The following is a 14,152-nucleotide window of genomic DNA, read 5'->3' as shown; positions in this document are numbered from 1 at the left end:
GAACCAGAACATTCAAGGCAGTCAATATTGAAACTTGCCTTCATAATTGACACGCCTTGTCTTTCGGTTCAAGAAAGGGTTTGAAATTATGCTTTTAAGTCTTACCTTGGGCGCTATTTTATTCATTACAGGCGCTGTGTTGTTTTTATTTCCACCTAAAAAGATAAATGCATTTTACGGCTACCGGACCTACTCCTCGATGAAAAATGAATGGAGTTGGAAAACTGCGAACCGATACTGCAGTCAACTAATGATGATATTTGGCATCATTCTACTGAGCATTGCTGCAATAACTGGTCATTTTGCGACAACTGCCGTTGGTACTATCATTTCCTTCGTATTGATTAATATTTTGATCGAAAATAAACTAAAAAAAATGTAAAACGGGCTCAAATGCCTCGTTTTACATTTTTTATTCACACACTATTATGCTCTTGTTTGGTGCTATCGCACATTCCCGCTCCAGTCTCGTACAATAACTTTTAACGAAGAAGGAGCTGATACCGTCACATCGAGCTGCTGTGAGCCTCTATTCATTCCGTAGCGTGGCGGCTCGGACAAGTTAATGTACAGCACATTACCAGACTGCTTCGTTTGTATGAGAGAGGACAAACTATCCCCTTTCAATTCCTCTTCGGTTGTGCGCAAGTTTCCAAATACGAGCAGATCTTCTGAGCTAGTGGAGTCACTCTTTACATTGTACAAATGACTTCCTTGTACAATGACTTTAGTAACCCCTTTAGGCACATCCATGTTGATGTCCGGTATTTGCACGGTCTTTATATACCGCGCCGATCTCACGGCGAATCTGATCCATCAAACCCGTTGAAGTGAGAGCAGCCATTACGATACACCCAAAGGTCAGAAGTCCGATTAAGAGTATGCTGAACACGTCATATTTGACATAATCTCCTTTTCGGAAAAAGAGCGTATATCCTACAATCTCTATCCCTAGCAGTACAAATACAATCGGCCACCATTTCAGAGCAGAATCAAATATCTCTGTCCCCTTCAACTGGGAAGTTAACACCAGCAGGCCTAGTAATAGCAGTGAGACTCCCATCGATAGCGTCCCAACTCTCCACTGTCGTACTGTTGTTGCCGGGACCGGTTCGTATCCTGACGGATTATTGATCTGATTCATGGAAAGGATACTCCTCTCTCCGCTTTTCTTTTTTCGAACCGGACATTAACTTGATCCCGCCGCCAATGAGCAGAAGAGAAACTAACCCGGTCTTCACATAGTTACGAATGTGGTAGCTGATTGGCACTTCTGGGAACATGCTCTCTAGGTAAGGAAGAACAGCCGTTGTAAAGATAAAATATAGACCGAGTATGAGCAGACCTAGTCCAACCCATCTCTGATGATTGACAAAACCTTCAATTACTGGTTTATCACGAAGAGGTTCACGGCCGTAACGGCTTATCTGCTGTAGTCCGTCAAAGAAGCAATAAAACCAGATCAACGGGATAAGAAACATAAACAGCGACAGTCTCAACACGTCCATTACATAAATGCTGCCCAGAAACATAACCATCATCTGAAATCCACGTTTTTGAAGCCCAAGATACATCTGGCCTGCTCCTGGAAAAGCAGAGAGCAATGTAGCGAACACTTTACTGCGCCGGCTTTCATCGCGTCCTGATTCTAATTCCTCGAACAACGTCCGATCTTGGATAAACTCACCTGCCTGTTTGCGGTGAACAAGCTGAACGACATCAAACATGCAGTACAGCCAAATGATTGGCAGCATACCGAAAAACACCAGAAACACAGACTCGTTCGTTAGCCCCGTAAGAAACATCAGAATCGTCGCCAAGCCGAAAAAGGAGATGAGGAAGGATAATCCCCGCTGCATGAGGCCCAGCTGGAAATGCCCTAATCCAGGAATAAACGACAGCAAAATTGTATAGAAACGTTCGCTGTCTTCACTTTTATCCAGAGGTACTGTCATCGGGCGGCCATATTCATCGTGTATCACTATGGTCGGTGTATATCTCAACAAGGCCACCAACAAATCGATCATACTGATCCCCCATATTAATAACGCAACGAATATGCCGAGAATTAATGGACCCTCTTCACCCGTTCCGAAAGCAAGAATAAATCCGCCCATCAGGATACCGAAAAACATCAGCGGATACAAAAGAGCCCGTCCTCTTCTGCCCCAGTAGTAGTGGCCCAACCCGGGAATCACATTCATGATAAAGGCCAGCCCTTTATTGCGTTGTGGTTGCACAATGCATCATCCTTTCACATTTTGTCATTCTCAACTTTATTAAGGTTTCAGCCGGTCAAGCCAGCTTGTCGTTTTTTCCATCAATTGTTTACTATAAGATGTAGATTGGGATAGTTTAGGAGCTGTATGGTGTGTATCTTCTGGAAACAATCGGTCAAACGCACCTGAGAACATCAGCACCAACGTAATGGAAGCGGCCACCGTATAATGAAACAACGGACGCTCATACCAGCGACGCGGCCGGTCGGATGAAATCGGAACTACCCGGTTCCGGTAAGGAATAATTTCCTCGTTAGACAACACTCCGTCAGCAAAGTCTTCAGAATTTCCCAACGCAGGAAGCTCACTATCAATTTCAGTCATGACCTGCATATATACATCCAAAGCAGCATCATCAGAAAGCATTAATGCTTCCCATGAAGATGCTTCTTCGGAAGAGCATTCTCCTTTTATGTAGCTGGCTGCCTGTAATCTCCAATTGGAATTCGGCTTATTCATTTCCATTCATCCTCCTTCCATGTGTTTCGGATCCACTGTCTGGCTCTGTAAAGCTTAGACTCAACCGTTTTAATGGTGACTCCGAGCTCGACGGAAATTTGTTCGTAATTTTTTTCCTCCAGGTAAAAAGCGGTGACAACCTCACGATGATTATTCGGAAGACTGTTTACTTTTTGTCTCAACTCTTCTTTCTTTTCCTTGTTTATCAAATGAGCAAGTGTATCTGGGTCCCGGGAAGGAATCCGTTCAAGTGCTTCACCGTCTTCTCCCTGCTGTTCGGGGGACCGACGCGTAATCTTACGTTTCAAATCGATCGATTTGTTAAGCGTTATGCGGGTGATCCATGTCTTAAATCCTTCAGAACGGTACTGGGGGAGAGCTTTGAACACCTGGATAAACACTTCCTGTGACGCATCTTCCGCTTCCTTGGCATCCCGCAGGACCGAATATGCCGTATGGAACACGTGCTGGCTGTACAGGTTTACCAGCTCCCGAAAGGCTTCCTGCTCGCCCTGCAGTATGCGTGTGATTAATCTTTCTGTCTCAATAGCTCTCTCCTCCTTCCCGTAATGAATAGACGCAAGACACATACCCGCCCCCTGCACTTTTTCAAAAAAATTATTAAAAAATGAAAAAAGAACGTCATCCGACGTTCCTCTAAGAATGAAAGTCTGTATATATCTCCTTCATCGGTTACCATCTAGAACGATTTTATACGGTAAGAAGTTTCGACATATAATATTCATCGATATATTCTCCATCAATGACAATGGAATGCTTCTTGACGCCCTCCACTTCAAAACCAACCGATTGATATAGAGAAATCGCTCTTCTGACCATAAATATATAACTTAGAATAACATAACTTCGGACAGAATTGTTCAGATGACTAGACAAAAATAAAGAACAGCTTCACTGCCGGAAGCTGCTCTTTCTGTTCAACTTAAGAACATGTAGTAATGAACTATATTTCCTCGTAAAGATTCGTAGATAAGTAACGCTCTCCGCTGTCGGGCAGGAGGACAACAATGTTCTTATCCTTGTTCTCAGGCTTGCTCGCGAGCTGCATGGCTGCATAAGCAGCTGCTCCGGACGATATTCCTACGAGCAATCCTTCGGATTTAGCAAGTTCTCTTGCCGTTTCAATCGCGTGGTTGTTGGTTACCGTTACAATCTCATCAACAAATTCCTTGTTGAAGTTACCAGGGATAAAGCCCGCGCCTATCCCCTGAATCTGGTGAGCACCGCGCTGTCCTCCGGACAGTACCGGTGAATCAGCAGGCTCTACAGCAACAATCTTTACATTACTGTTCTTTTGCTTCAGTACTTCGCCTACGCCTGATATCGTTCCGCCAGTACCTACCCCCGCTACGAAAATATCCACCTCGCCGTTCGTATCCCGCCAGATTTCTTCGGCTGTAGTCTTCCTGTGAACGGCTGGGTTAGCCGGATTATTAAACTGTTGAGGAATAAATGAGCCTGGTGTGGAAGCAGCAATCTCCTCCGCGCGGCTAATGGCACCTGCCATTCCCTCATTAGCGGGAGTTAACACGAGCTCTGCTCCAAGAGCAGCCAGCAATTTTCTACGTTCCATACTAAAGCTTTCTGGAAGCGTGATAATCAACTTATATCCGAGCGCAGCCGCGGCAAATGCGAGACCGACACCCGTATTGCCACTTGTCGGTTCAACAATGACGGAATCGGGTTTCAATAAGCCCTTCTCCTCTGCATCCTTGATCATCGCGAATCCAATCCGGTCTTTCACGCTTCCAGCCGGATTAAAATATTCTAATTTAGCAATCACCTTGCCCTGCAGGTGATGACTTTCATTAAAGTTGGACAGTTCAAGTAACGGAGTATTTCCAATAAGATCCGTTAAATTTTTGGCTATTCCTGACATGGTGTGACCTCCATTTAATTGTAATCTCTAACTTTCACTTTACCATTCATAGTAACAAAAAACAAAAAGCCCCCGCATGGATAATATTTTCGATCAAATCAGTTCATTCCATTACGTTATATCATAAAGCGACTTCAGAGCCTTTTCATTTATTCCATGCTCTTGTAGTGGGTATTTTCTTTAGTTCAATCTATATAGATTCACGTTTTTTTCGGCAGGTATGTTCGCATGAACTCTTCCCATCCTTATACATATTTTCCACCTGTAGAGTAAGTTCATTAGGAGAAAGTTTGGCATCGGAAAAATTATTCTCAAGCTGCCGGATATTGTTCCGAACCAAGTAGTGGACCAAGATTTTCGAAGGAAGACTTTTCGCGGTGCTAAAATTGAAGACACAATCTTAGAATTAGAGAAACTTAGTCATCTATGTGAAGAAAAAATCAAAATAGTCAACATTTAGAATACAGCATTTCTATGAAGGAATGGGTGTTGATTTTTCAGTTTCCTTATATGCTTGCCCCTAGTCCCCTGCCAATAAAATTAGCTGACACTCGCTCCATACCGAGCTCTTTCGCCCAAACAGAGAGCTGTCCCATATGATGAATTTCGTGGGCTGCAGCATGGCGCAGTATTTCACCGTACACAAAAGATTTCTCATTCCAATGTACTTTAACCACTCTTTGTTCCTTTTCATCAGTTAAAGATTGCAGGATGATCTTCAGATCTTCCCTGTATTTATCCGATAGGAGTTTAACAGACTGTAAGGTTGGATATTCCTCATAAACAGGTTCCGGGTCGTTATAACCTTCAATTCCACGCAGCCAGCTGTACTCAACATCCACGATATGAAACAAGGTTTTTAAGATAGATCCTACTCCCCCGATTCGCTCTGCTGTCAACTCTTCATGCGATCGTGTCTGTAGAACGTCAATCCACTCATCCCTTACCTGCCAATTGTATAAAAATAATGAATACACTTTAGATCAACCCCCTCTGTTAAATTAAATGCTTAATGTTGCATTTTCTATTCTCGCAATGAACTCATACAAATCATTAACTACGACGCAATCATCGCTGCCTAGTTCATCCTCAGGTCTGTATTTTCCCGTACGCACCAGCACAGGCTTCAGTCCGGCTTCTTTAGCGCCAGGCACATCGGTCAGAATATCATCCCCAACGCTGATTATTTCTGAAGGTAGACAACCGAGCTGCTTTACTGCTGTCTCATAGATCGTACGAGACGGTTTTCCAAGCACTGCTGCCTTTTGCCTCGAAACCTGTTCAAACATTCTCGTAAATGAACCGGTATCCAGCTTTCTTACTCCGTCTGATAAGTAGTATTCCGAATAGCTGGTCGTAATCAGGACAGAGCCCTGAATCAAGTAGTGATATATGCGGTTTAACAGCTTGTAGTCGGTTTCAATGTACTCAAAGTCACACAAAATAACAGCTTCAGGAGTTTCATATGATGATGTTCTTGTCTTCATTTGACTCTGAAAAGTATCCGGTCCGACAAAGAAGAATGTATGGATATGATGCGTATTCAAATATTCATCCAGCACAGATATAGGATTAATGATATGTTCTGGGGGCATATGTATCCCCTGTAAAGCCAGCAGCCCAGACAGCTCCCAAGGTGACTTGGATACGGTATTGGTAATGATGCGAACAGGAATTTTATTTATCCCACTATACCTCAACCATGCTAAATGACTGTAAAAGTTCCTGCACAGTATGTATAAGATAAGTTGGATCAGCGGCCATAAGCTCTTCTTCCGATCCATATCCGAAACTGACGGCGATGGAATGTACGTTGTTATTGTGAGCTCCAATTAAATCATGCTTCCGGTCCCCGATCATCACGGTATCCGATGGATCTAATCGATAATTATCTATTATATGTTTAATGATCTCGGACTTATCTGAACGTGTTCCATCCAATTCAGCTCCGCTGACAAAGGTAAAGAAAGAATCCATTTGAAAGTGGGACAGGATCATATGTGCAAATACAGATGGCTTGGACGTAGCGACAAACAGTGTCCTACCTTGGGAACGTAGAAGCTCAAGCACTTCGAGCATTCCACCATACAGCTTATTTTCATATATCCCGTGATCCCTAAAATATTCTCTATAATATTCTACGGCTTTCCAGGCTTTGTCCGAAGAGAAGGAATAGGTTTCCATAAAAGTGTTCTGCAGTGGTGGTCCAATAAAAAACTCCAATTTAGTCAGGTCAGGCTCATGAATACCGAACTTGGCAAGAGCATACTGAACGGATTTTGTAATTCCGATCTTGGGGTCGGTCAGGGTTCCATCGAGATCGAACAATACATTTTGATATCTCATCATACTTTCACACCACTCTCCAACAGTTTCATAATTTCCATGAGATCGTTAATCATGTACTTGGGGTTCTGATCCCCTTGAAGTGTCAGTCCCCGTCCATTATAGAAACAAAAGTCTATTCCCGCATTGGTCGCACCCATATAATCGTCGGTCAAAGAATCACCAATATATAATACCTCGTTCTCACGGACATCCAACGCTTCAAGAGCATGTTCAAAAATACGGTGATCCGGCTTCCAGCAGTTGACCTCGTCCGAAATAATAAGCGCATCAAAATATTGATAAAGCTCCCCTACTTTCAGTCGCTGTCTCTGCGCGTCGCCTATCCCGTTTGAAATCACACCTAATTTATATTGCCCGTGGAGTGACTCCAAAATTGCATCTGCGTTCGGTTCCAAATGACATGTGCTGCAAAATAAATTCCAATATGTTTTCGAAATGGCCTGCGGTTCGGTGTTTTTCCGCTTCAACGCTTGAAACGTATCCGTAAAGGAATGTTCCAGCACCTGATGAATCTTATGATTGTTCAAATTTCTGTCCATCCAGTATTTAAAATTGATCGGTCCAAAGACGGTCCAGAATTCATCCCACTCCAAGTCATCATTCAGCCGGTGATCAGCAAGCGCCTGTTTCATGCAGTTCTGCTCGCTCTGATCGTAATCCAGCAGTGTGTTGTCCAAATCAAAAATAATTGCCTTATAATTCACCCTCATCCATCTCCTTCCTCAACAAATCATAACCTAACTGATTCTTCGTCTCCATAGGAATTTTGATAATATCAAATTCATTAGTATGGAACAATATACAACAAAAAGACCTAAAGGCATCTAATCCCTATCTAAGGAATCATCACCTCAAGGTCCTCCTGCTACACTTGCTCCTGAAACATCTGGGCAAGCTATATATAAAACATTCATTCAACTGCAAAAAGTTCTTAAGATATGAAGTTATTAATCTTCATCGTCATGGTCATCGTTATGGTCATGGTCATGATCGACAGACAGCACTTTTCCTGTCACAGCATCGATGTCCACATCAGCTTCACCCTTCGAAGTTCTTAGTTCAACTTCATAGATGTATCGATTGTCGTCCTCATCCAATTCGATTTTGATAACTTTCCCTTCGCCTGCGGCCATGGTTGCAATAGCAGATGCCTGTTCAGATGTAATCTTAACATCTGTAGGTTTGGCGCTGTTCTGATCATCCCAGTCGTCATCATCATCGTTATCGATTTCCCTATCCAATACAGCCAGCACTTTTCCACTCACCGCATCGATATGCACATCCACATCGCCTTTTGCTCGTTCAATTTCCACTTCGTAGTATGCCTTACCATTTTTTCGTTCCAAATCCACATCGTCGACACGGCCATTCGCTACCTTTAACGCAGCTTTCTTAGCCTGTGCTACAGAAATATAGGAACTCTTCCCAGTTTCAGCCTTACTGTCTGCACTTTCTCCATTTGCAGTGCCGCTTGCAGCAACCGCCGTACCTCCAAGCAGCAGCGCCGCGGACAACGTACCAATCCACATCTTTCGATTCAACATCATCTTGTTCCTCCTTCAGATTCTAGTTCTCATTGTTGTCTACACCTATAGATTACCTTGTACGAATGAGAGACTGGAAAGAGAAACATTAGAATTTGATGAGAAAGCGGTATGAACACTCACAGAAAGTCCAAAACTACAGTCAGCTTACTATTCATCATCATCATCTGGTTCATCGTCATCCCAAGTTACCGAACGAACTGCACCTGAAATGGCATTGATCTCTACTGTCGCTTCCCGGCCGTCTTTCAGATTGATTTCGATCAGATAATAAGGTATTTCACTGTCTCTACGGCGAAGCTCCACATCATCCACCACACCGGGAATTTTGGCAAGGGCAAGCTTGGATGCTTCTGCTTCTGTCAGCAATTGAGCAGTTTTGTCGTCTTTATCATCCTTACCAGGAGGTTTAGATTGAGGTTGAATGTTGCGGATTGAGAGCGTCTCACCTGTATAGGGGTCAACAATAACCTCCTGACGGCTCCCGTCCTTCTGCTTAATGACTGCCTCATATACCTGCTTACCTTTTTGTTGGACGAGTTCCAATTTATCAATTTTTCCATCTGTCCTTTTCTGCAGTGCTGCCTTCACCTGCTCCCGGCTCTGAAGCGTTTTCGGCTTCTTCTCCTCCGTCACTTCAACCTGCCGAATAGAATCCACCGTACCCAATCGGGCGTCAAGGACGACATGGTAAAGACCCGTCTCGGAGCGAAGCTGCAGCTCGTAATATCCGTTTTCAAGCTTGGTTTCTTCAATTTTTCCCGGGTATTGTTCAAGCACAGCCTGCTCCGCCGCTTGTGCTGTCAGCATCGGATCTTCGGACCTGAAGGGCAACCATACCATCAGCAGCGCAGCAGCTGCAACTGCGATAATCCCGGCAATCCATGCCCAGCGTCGTCGTGACTTCATCGACATCACCTCTTTGTCATTACTACCGTTCATCCAGTATATCGAAGGAAGATGAGAATTTCATGAGAAACGAAGAACTGCTGTCTAGCTCCGGGATTTAGCTGGAAGTCTATTCACGAGACCAGGTTCACCATCTATCGGAAAAATAACAGATGCAGTCGTCCCCCTATTTTCCTCACTTTCTAGTTCAATTCTCGCTCCAATAGCTCCCGCAATATCTTTTGCCAAAGAAAGTCCCAGTCCGGAACCTCCTGCGCTTGACATTCGCGTCCGAGCTGGATCAATCCGGTAAAATCGGTCAAACACTTTGTTCATCTCTTCTTTAGGAATCCCGATTCCCTTATCCGTTACCGTAATCCACTGTTCGCGATGGTTGCCGCCGACACTAACCGTAATGGCAGCTTCACTGTATTTACGTGCATTGTCCAGCAGAATAAACAAGAGCTGCTTGAGCTTGCTCGGATCTGTATTCTGCCAGAGAGGTTTCTCTGCTATTAATGATATTTCTTGATGATATGCACTTCGAAACGCACGAACCGAATCTTCCGCTAGTTTTGCCAAATCGACCGCTTCTAGAGTTACATTCCATTGCTCAGGTTTTCTCGCTAGCATCAACAATTGTTCAGTCATCTCACGCATACGGACAGATTCAGACAAAATAGCTTCAACCGCCTCATCAAAAAGCTCCGGCCGTTCCCGGCCCCGGCGCTTCAGCAGGCTGGCATAACTCTCGATAATCGTCAGCGGTGTCTTAAATTCATGTGAAGCGTCTGATACAAAGCGCTCCTGGCGTTCAAAACTAGACTCCAACATATCGATCATCCGGTTGAACGTTTCCCCCATCTCTGTTAGTTCATCTTTAGACGGCCCTCCTAGACTCAACCGTTTGAAACGCCCGCTCCGTAGGATGTCCTTCATCGTTCGGATCATCGAGGTAATCGGCTTCATCAACCGGTCGGCCAGAATGCGGCTCGACAAGATAGCGGGAATCAGTGCAATCAGGGTCACCCCGATGAGGACCGAGCGCAGTATTTTGAGACGACTCTCCGTTTCGGCCATACTTTCCACGACCTGCACGTTAACGACTTCACCATCTGGCCAGATCACCGGGACCGAGACCCATACATAACCGGTCTGATTTACCCGAATGCGTTCTGTTTTTCGATCCACTTCATAAACGTATTTCAGTTCGCTTAACTTCTGTTCTGAAGATGTCGTTACAGGAGGCGAGCTTGTTCCGTCCGGTTTTACAATGCGCAGCATTCCATCCAGCGGAGCATACACCCGAAGTAAATCATCAGGCGGAATCGAGCCTGCGGACCGCTGTACCCCCTTTACAATCGACTCCGTTTCCGCTTCGACCCGTTCCATCTCGTTACTTAAAGACATATGATCAAACAGAATATAGACCGACAGGTTCACAGCAATGAGCAGTACCGAAAACAAGACTGAGGAATATAAATAAATTTTGCTTCTCAGCCTCATATCTGCTCCTTCAAGACATATCCGACACCACGCACCGTATGGATCAGCTCCGGTGACCGGCCATAGTCAATCTTCTTACGGACATATCTGATATACACATCCACAACGTTAGTATCCCCGTAATAATCATATCCCCACACCGCCTGTAGAATCTGTTCTCGTGTCAATACCTGACGTTGATGCTTGAGTAGAAACGTAAGCAGATCGTATTCACGAGGTGTCAGTTCAACCATATCACCGTCGCGAATGACCTCCCTGGTTTGCTCGTTAAGTCGCAGTCCGGCAGCACTTAGCCACTCCTCATCCGGTATAGAACCGGATGGAGCGGTTACTTCAACGGCACGGCTAAGTCGCAAGGCAGCCCGGACACGGGCCAGCAGCTCTTCGATCTGAAACGGCTTGGTCACATAATCATTCGCCCCCAGATCAAGGCCGGAAACTTTATCTTCTACCGAGTCCTTGGCCGTAAGTAAAATGACGGGAATTACTACATTTTGCTGACGTATACGGCGCAGCACTTCGATTCCGCTCATATTCGGAAGCATAATATCGAGCAGGATCAAGTCCCAGCTACCGGAACGATAAGCTTCAAGCCCTTCTGTACCACTGCTGGCCTTTCCTACACGATAACCCTCATATTCGAGCTCAATTTCGAGCAAACGCGCAATTTTATCTTCATCTTCTATTACTAGTACCGCTTCGTTCACACCATCTTCCCCCCTGCTTTTCCTTCCTTATTTATACATGCTATGTCTTATTTTGTACAACGGCGGCCACTCCTACGCTCCGCTTTCACGATATAAAAATATCACTTTAGAAAAGCTCATTTAACTTCTTATTTTCCCCAGTATATAATAAACCCGGCACCAATACGGTACCGGGTTTGTTAATTTAGATTATGGGCGAGACTGACTCGAATCTCGCTTTCGTACAAGAGGGTTTGAGCAGGCAGCTTCAAAACTCGCACAGCGATAATGACGATGACGAATTTCTTCAGTTAAAAAACAATTCGAGAAATTCGGGACCAAGAGCGGTTGGATGAGCGATTCGTACACGTAGCGTCTCATAACAGACAGATGTTAGATCAAAATAAAGTGTTAGACTACGCAAACTGATCACGGCGCACCGGCATGCTGCCGATCGTTCCACCGGACAGTGCCCTCAAGCACTAGGTGTTGGTTTGGAATAAAGTTTGATCTAAAATATCCCCAAAATCCATATTTTAAGTTAAATGATAAGAACTCGTTTTGAAAAATGATTGATCAAAACGGGTTAATTCTTTGTGAAATACTATGCGATTTTTTTAATAAAGTTTGATCATTTTCTACCTAGTAATTCTAAAACAATCGCGCCCGATTGCGGTATAAATATTATATTTTTGCTAAGACAGAGTTAACAAAATCGGTTTTTTCTTCTGGATATTTGTGTTTATTATGGGTCGAGACGTTGATAGCTAACATTTCTTTCCGAGAGATCCTATTCTACTATGGATTCTGTTATTTTCTCATCTAGATTTTTAATCGCCAACATCGAATTATCCTGAATGATGCCTGTATCTACAAAACCAAATGAAGCGTATAATGTTTTAGCTTTGACATTACTTGTTCGATAAAAGAGGGCTACATATTCTGCTTCCCCATATGGCATATTTTCAATATCCATCAACATTTTTTCAAAGGCAAGTTTGCCATATCCTTTCCCCTGATAACTCTTTTCAATCATAATATGCCATATAAAATAGCTCTTCTTCCCGTAAAAAACTTCATTTTCAAATGATTCATGATCCAACGTATCATAAATATACATCAAAAATCCGACCGCAACTCCATCGGCATAAATGGCAATGGGAGTCGCTGGTATCCCGTCTGCGTTCAACATATGAGCGTCTGCAAAGCTTCTGAGGTTAGTAGTTTCTATAAAGTCTTTCTGGTTTTCTCCAACTTCAAGTGCTATTACTTCATCTATGTTATCCCCGGTTATTTTTCGTAATTCAATCATTTTTTTATCTCCTCTCCTAAGACAAGCCACTTTCACACATGGCCTAAAACATTCCAAATATCATTTCCATTATTCTCAAAATAGGGTACACAAAATATTCACCAATGCTAACTCTTTTTCCCCTGTGATTTCTAATCCTTGTTCCGCAAAATGGCCCGTTTGTTGAATTGTCATAATCCATCTTGTCAATGCAATTATATCATCTTTTTACAAATTATCGGACTTTATTACAAATGATCAATCTTTATTTTAAATCTACACTAGGAGTGTTGAGCAGTTGCAGTGGAATATGACGATGAAGTCAAAGGTGCCTTTGCTTAGTCTACAACTTTATTTTCCGAGTCTAATACTTTATTTTATTTGAACACAAGGAAAAAATCCTTTTACAATCATTGTCAGTACGTTATAATACAATCACCAGATGGATTACCCAACAAAAAAAGTTAAATATTGTAATTAATTAGTGAAGTCTAAGTAATAACTGATATTGATTAACGGAACATAGTGTTGGGTGATGGACACCATGTAAATTTAGGTTGGACTATCTCCTTTTCACAGTCATGTAGTCACCCTCGGCTCGTCATAGTCTTGAGCCGCTTATTACATAATAGATATCGGAGGTATGGTTATGGTCAATCGCAATAGAAAGAAAATTTTCACAGCCCTCAGCGCAGCTTTAATCGTCTCTATGCTGGCTACTGGCGTGATAATCGCTGCCCAAGGTAAAACAACGTTAGAGGTAGCGAAGACAGCAGGGGATAAAAAGGTTGAAGTTATTAAAGCATAAGCGAGACCTTACTATGAAGAAGCTACCGTTATTATTAACGGTAAGGATCAAAACTTCAGTCAACCCGCAATTGTTAAGTAAGGTGCGACTCTAGTCTCAATTAGAGGGGTATTCGAAGCACCTGATGCGAAAGTCAACGGAATCTAAAGACTCCAACAGTGGTAGCAACTAAAGATGAAGTGCTCCCTGCCAAGTAGAAAGTGAAAAAAACAAAAAAAGTTAATTTATTAACCTCAGCTCGGTTAACCCAGCTGAGGTTTTTTCATTATGAAGCTCGTCGGTATTCGTTAGGTGGCAAGCCACACAAACACTCTGTATAGCGGTAGTTGTAATAGCGAATGTATTCGTTAACGTCTTTGAGGGTGTCTTCATAGGTATCATACTTTTTGACACTCCTACTCATACAGGGACAAGGTCACTATCGTGACTGGGATTCTTAGCT

The 14,152-nt window shown here is 43.4% G+C and carries 19 protein-coding genes; 2 read left to right on the top strand and 17 right to left on the bottom strand.

Going from position 1 to position 14,152, the window contains the following annotated elements; all coding sequences use genetic code 11:
• Positions 1 to 88: 88 nt before the first annotated feature.
• Positions 89 to 382: an SdpI family protein gene (locus MNQ98_RS11440; RefSeq protein WP_241933274.1), complete on the top strand. Its 294-nt coding sequence runs from the start codon at positions 89 to 91 to the stop codon at positions 380 to 382.
• Positions 383 to 444: 62 nt separating this feature from the next.
• Here the strand turns inward: MNQ98_RS11440 and MNQ98_RS11435 are convergent, their stop codons facing one another.
• From MNQ98_RS11435 to MNQ98_RS11360, 16 genes are all read right to left on the bottom strand, one after another.
• Positions 445 to 753: a hypothetical protein gene (locus MNQ98_RS11435; protein WP_241933273.1), complete on the bottom strand. Its 309-nt coding sequence runs from the start codon at positions 751 to 753 to the stop codon at positions 445 to 447.
• Entirely contained in the window at positions 740 to 1,144 is a 405-nt protein-coding gene (locus MNQ98_RS11430; protein ID WP_241933272.1) for a LiaF transmembrane domain-containing protein, read from the bottom strand. The genes MNQ98_RS11435 and MNQ98_RS11430 overlap by 14 nt, the downstream gene beginning before the upstream one ends.
• Positions 1,128 to 2,240 (bottom strand): hypothetical protein, encoded by a 1,113-nt coding sequence (locus MNQ98_RS11425; protein WP_241933271.1) that lies wholly within the window; start codon positions 2,238 to 2,240, stop codon positions 1,128 to 1,130. Before MNQ98_RS11425 ends, MNQ98_RS11430 begins: the two co-directional genes overlap by 17 nt.
• 39 nt (positions 2,241 to 2,279) lie before the next feature.
• Complete coding sequence (locus MNQ98_RS11420) at positions 2,280 to 2,738, bottom strand: hypothetical protein (RefSeq protein ID WP_241933270.1); 459 nt, start codon at positions 2,736 to 2,738, stop codon at positions 2,280 to 2,282.
• Positions 2,735 to 3,328 (bottom strand): RNA polymerase sigma factor, encoded by a 594-nt coding sequence (locus MNQ98_RS11415; protein WP_241933269.1) that lies wholly within the window; start codon positions 3,326 to 3,328, stop codon positions 2,735 to 2,737. Before MNQ98_RS11415 ends, MNQ98_RS11420 begins: the two co-directional genes overlap by 4 nt.
• A gap of 121 nt (positions 3,329 to 3,449) precedes the next feature.
• Positions 3,450 to 3,578, bottom strand: a complete 129-nt coding sequence (locus tag MNQ98_RS11410; protein WP_481856747.1) for a GNAT family N-acetyltransferase — start codon at positions 3,576 to 3,578, stop codon at positions 3,450 to 3,452.
• A 124-nt stretch (positions 3,579 to 3,702) separates the two neighbouring features.
• Positions 3,703 to 4,638, bottom strand: coding sequence for a cysteine synthase A (gene cysK, locus MNQ98_RS11405; protein ID WP_241933268.1), 936 nt, complete (start codon positions 4,636 to 4,638; stop codon positions 3,703 to 3,705).
• 506 nt (positions 4,639 to 5,144) lie between these two features.
• Positions 5,145 to 5,615 carry a DinB family protein gene (locus MNQ98_RS11400; RefSeq protein ID WP_241933267.1) on the bottom strand — a complete coding sequence of 157 codons (471 nt, stop codon included), beginning with the start codon at positions 5,613 to 5,615 and terminating at the stop codon, positions 5,145 to 5,147.
• A 24-nt stretch (positions 5,616 to 5,639) separates the two neighbouring features.
• Positions 5,640 to 6,233: an HAD-IA family hydrolase gene (locus MNQ98_RS11395; protein ID WP_241933266.1), complete on the bottom strand. Its 594-nt coding sequence runs from the start codon at positions 6,231 to 6,233 to the stop codon at positions 5,640 to 5,642.
• A 94-nt stretch (positions 6,234 to 6,327) separates the two neighbouring features.
• Positions 6,328 to 6,987, bottom strand: a complete 660-nt coding sequence (locus tag MNQ98_RS11390) for an HAD family hydrolase (protein ID WP_347272250.1) — start codon at positions 6,985 to 6,987, stop codon at positions 6,328 to 6,330.
• Entirely contained in the window at positions 6,984 to 7,697 is a 714-nt protein-coding gene (locus MNQ98_RS11385) for a YjjG family noncanonical pyrimidine nucleotidase (RefSeq protein ID WP_241933265.1), read from the bottom strand. The genes MNQ98_RS11390 and MNQ98_RS11385 overlap by 4 nt, the downstream gene beginning before the upstream one ends.
• Positions 7,698 to 7,934: 237 nt before the next feature.
• Positions 7,935 to 8,534, bottom strand: coding sequence for a PepSY domain-containing protein (locus MNQ98_RS11380; protein ID WP_241933264.1), 600 nt, complete (start codon positions 8,532 to 8,534; stop codon positions 7,935 to 7,937).
• 147 nt (positions 8,535 to 8,681) lie between these two features.
• Positions 8,682 to 9,440, bottom strand: a complete 759-nt coding sequence (locus tag MNQ98_RS11375; protein WP_241933263.1) for a PepSY domain-containing protein — start codon at positions 9,438 to 9,440, stop codon at positions 8,682 to 8,684.
• 84 nt (positions 9,441 to 9,524) lie between these two features.
• Positions 9,525 to 10,925 carry a sensor histidine kinase gene (locus tag MNQ98_RS11370; RefSeq protein WP_241933262.1) on the bottom strand — a complete coding sequence of 467 codons (1,401 nt, stop codon included), beginning with the start codon at positions 10,923 to 10,925 and terminating at the stop codon, positions 9,525 to 9,527.
• Positions 10,922 to 11,632 carry a response regulator transcription factor gene (locus tag MNQ98_RS11365; protein WP_241933261.1) on the bottom strand — a complete coding sequence of 237 codons (711 nt, stop codon included), beginning with the start codon at positions 11,630 to 11,632 and terminating at the stop codon, positions 10,922 to 10,924. Before MNQ98_RS11365 ends, MNQ98_RS11370 begins: the two co-directional genes overlap by 4 nt.
• Positions 11,633 to 12,401: 769 nt before the next feature.
• A complete protein-coding gene (locus MNQ98_RS11360; protein ID WP_208914499.1) occupies positions 12,402 to 12,923 on the bottom strand; it encodes a GNAT family N-acetyltransferase in 522 nt (173 codons plus the stop codon).
• 628 nt (positions 12,924 to 13,551) lie between these two features.
• On the opposite strand from MNQ98_RS11360, the gene MNQ98_RS11355 reads away from it, so the two are divergent.
• Complete coding sequence (locus MNQ98_RS11355) at positions 13,552 to 13,710, top strand: hypothetical protein (RefSeq protein ID WP_241933260.1); 159 nt, start codon at positions 13,552 to 13,554, stop codon at positions 13,708 to 13,710.
• 265 nt (positions 13,711 to 13,975) lie between these two features.
• Here MNQ98_RS11355 and MNQ98_RS29840 read toward each other — a convergent pair whose 3' ends face one another.
• On the bottom strand, positions 13,976 to 14,113 hold the full coding sequence (locus MNQ98_RS29840) for an IS3 family transposase (RefSeq protein ID WP_208914500.1): 138 nt from the start codon (positions 14,111 to 14,113) through the stop codon (positions 13,976 to 13,978).
• Between the last annotated feature and the right edge of the window lie 39 nt (positions 14,114 to 14,152).

The sequence above is a fragment of the Paenibacillus sp. N3/727 genome, from assembly GCF_022637315.1.
In the GTDB taxonomy this organism is placed as follows: domain Bacteria; phylum Bacillota; class Bacilli; order Paenibacillales; family Paenibacillaceae; genus Paenibacillus_AQ; species Paenibacillus_AQ uliginis.
Note: the sequence above shows the minus strand (reverse complement) of the source record. Positions and strands in the feature narration are given on the sequence as shown.

What these genes read in the sequence shown, in the direction of transcription:
- MNQ98_RS11370 (WP_241933262.1), bottom strand. Translation starts at nt 10,925, where the DNA reads ATGAGGCTGAGAAGCAAAATTTATTTATATTCCTCAGTCTTGTTTTCG.
- cysK (WP_241933268.1), bottom strand. Translation starts at nt 4,638, where the DNA reads ATGTCAGGAATAGCCAAAAATTTAACGGATCTTATTGGAAATACTCCG.
- MNQ98_RS11355 (WP_241933260.1), top strand. Translation starts at nt 13,552, where the DNA reads ATGGTCAATCGCAATAGAAAGAAAATTTTCACAGCCCTCAGCGCAGCT.
- MNQ98_RS11390 (WP_347272250.1), bottom strand. Translation starts at nt 6,987, where the DNA reads ATGATGAGATATCAAAATGTATTGTTCGATCTCGATGGAACCCTGACC.
- MNQ98_RS11395 (WP_241933266.1), bottom strand. Translation starts at nt 6,233, where the DNA reads ATGCCCCCAGAACATATCATTAATCCTATATCTGTGCTGGATGAATAT.
- MNQ98_RS11435 (WP_241933273.1), bottom strand. Translation starts at nt 753, where the DNA reads ATGGATGTGCCTAAAGGGGTTACTAAAGTCATTGTACAAGGAAGTCAT.
- MNQ98_RS11380 (WP_241933264.1), bottom strand. Translation starts at nt 8,534, where the DNA reads ATGATGTTGAATCGAAAGATGTGGATTGGTACGTTGTCCGCGGCGCTG.
- MNQ98_RS11410 (WP_481856747.1), bottom strand. Translation starts at nt 3,578, where the DNA reads ATGGTCAGAAGAGCGATTTCTCTATATCAATCGGTTGGTTTTGAAGTG.
- MNQ98_RS11430 (WP_241933272.1), bottom strand. Translation starts at nt 1,144, where the DNA reads ATGAATCAGATCAATAATCCGTCAGGATACGAACCGGTCCCGGCAACA.
- MNQ98_RS29840 (WP_208914500.1), bottom strand. Translation starts at nt 14,113, where the DNA reads ATGAGTAGGAGTGTCAAAAAGTATGATACCTATGAAGACACCCTCAAA.
- MNQ98_RS11375 (WP_241933263.1), bottom strand. Translation starts at nt 9,440, where the DNA reads ATGAAGTCACGACGACGCTGGGCATGGATTGCCGGGATTATCGCAGTT.
- MNQ98_RS11385 (WP_241933265.1), bottom strand. Translation starts at nt 7,697, where the DNA reads ATGAGGGTGAATTATAAGGCAATTATTTTTGATTTGGACAACACACTG.
- MNQ98_RS11440 (WP_241933274.1), top strand. Translation starts at nt 89, where the DNA reads ATGCTTTTAAGTCTTACCTTGGGCGCTATTTTATTCATTACAGGCGCT.
- MNQ98_RS11420 (WP_241933270.1), bottom strand. Translation starts at nt 2,738, where the DNA reads ATGAATAAGCCGAATTCCAATTGGAGATTACAGGCAGCCAGCTACATA.
- MNQ98_RS11415 (WP_241933269.1), bottom strand. Translation starts at nt 3,328, where the DNA reads ATGTGTCTTGCGTCTATTCATTACGGGAAGGAGGAGAGAGCTATTGAG.
- MNQ98_RS11360 (WP_208914499.1), bottom strand. Translation starts at nt 12,923, where the DNA reads ATGATTGAATTACGAAAAATAACCGGGGATAACATAGATGAAGTAATA.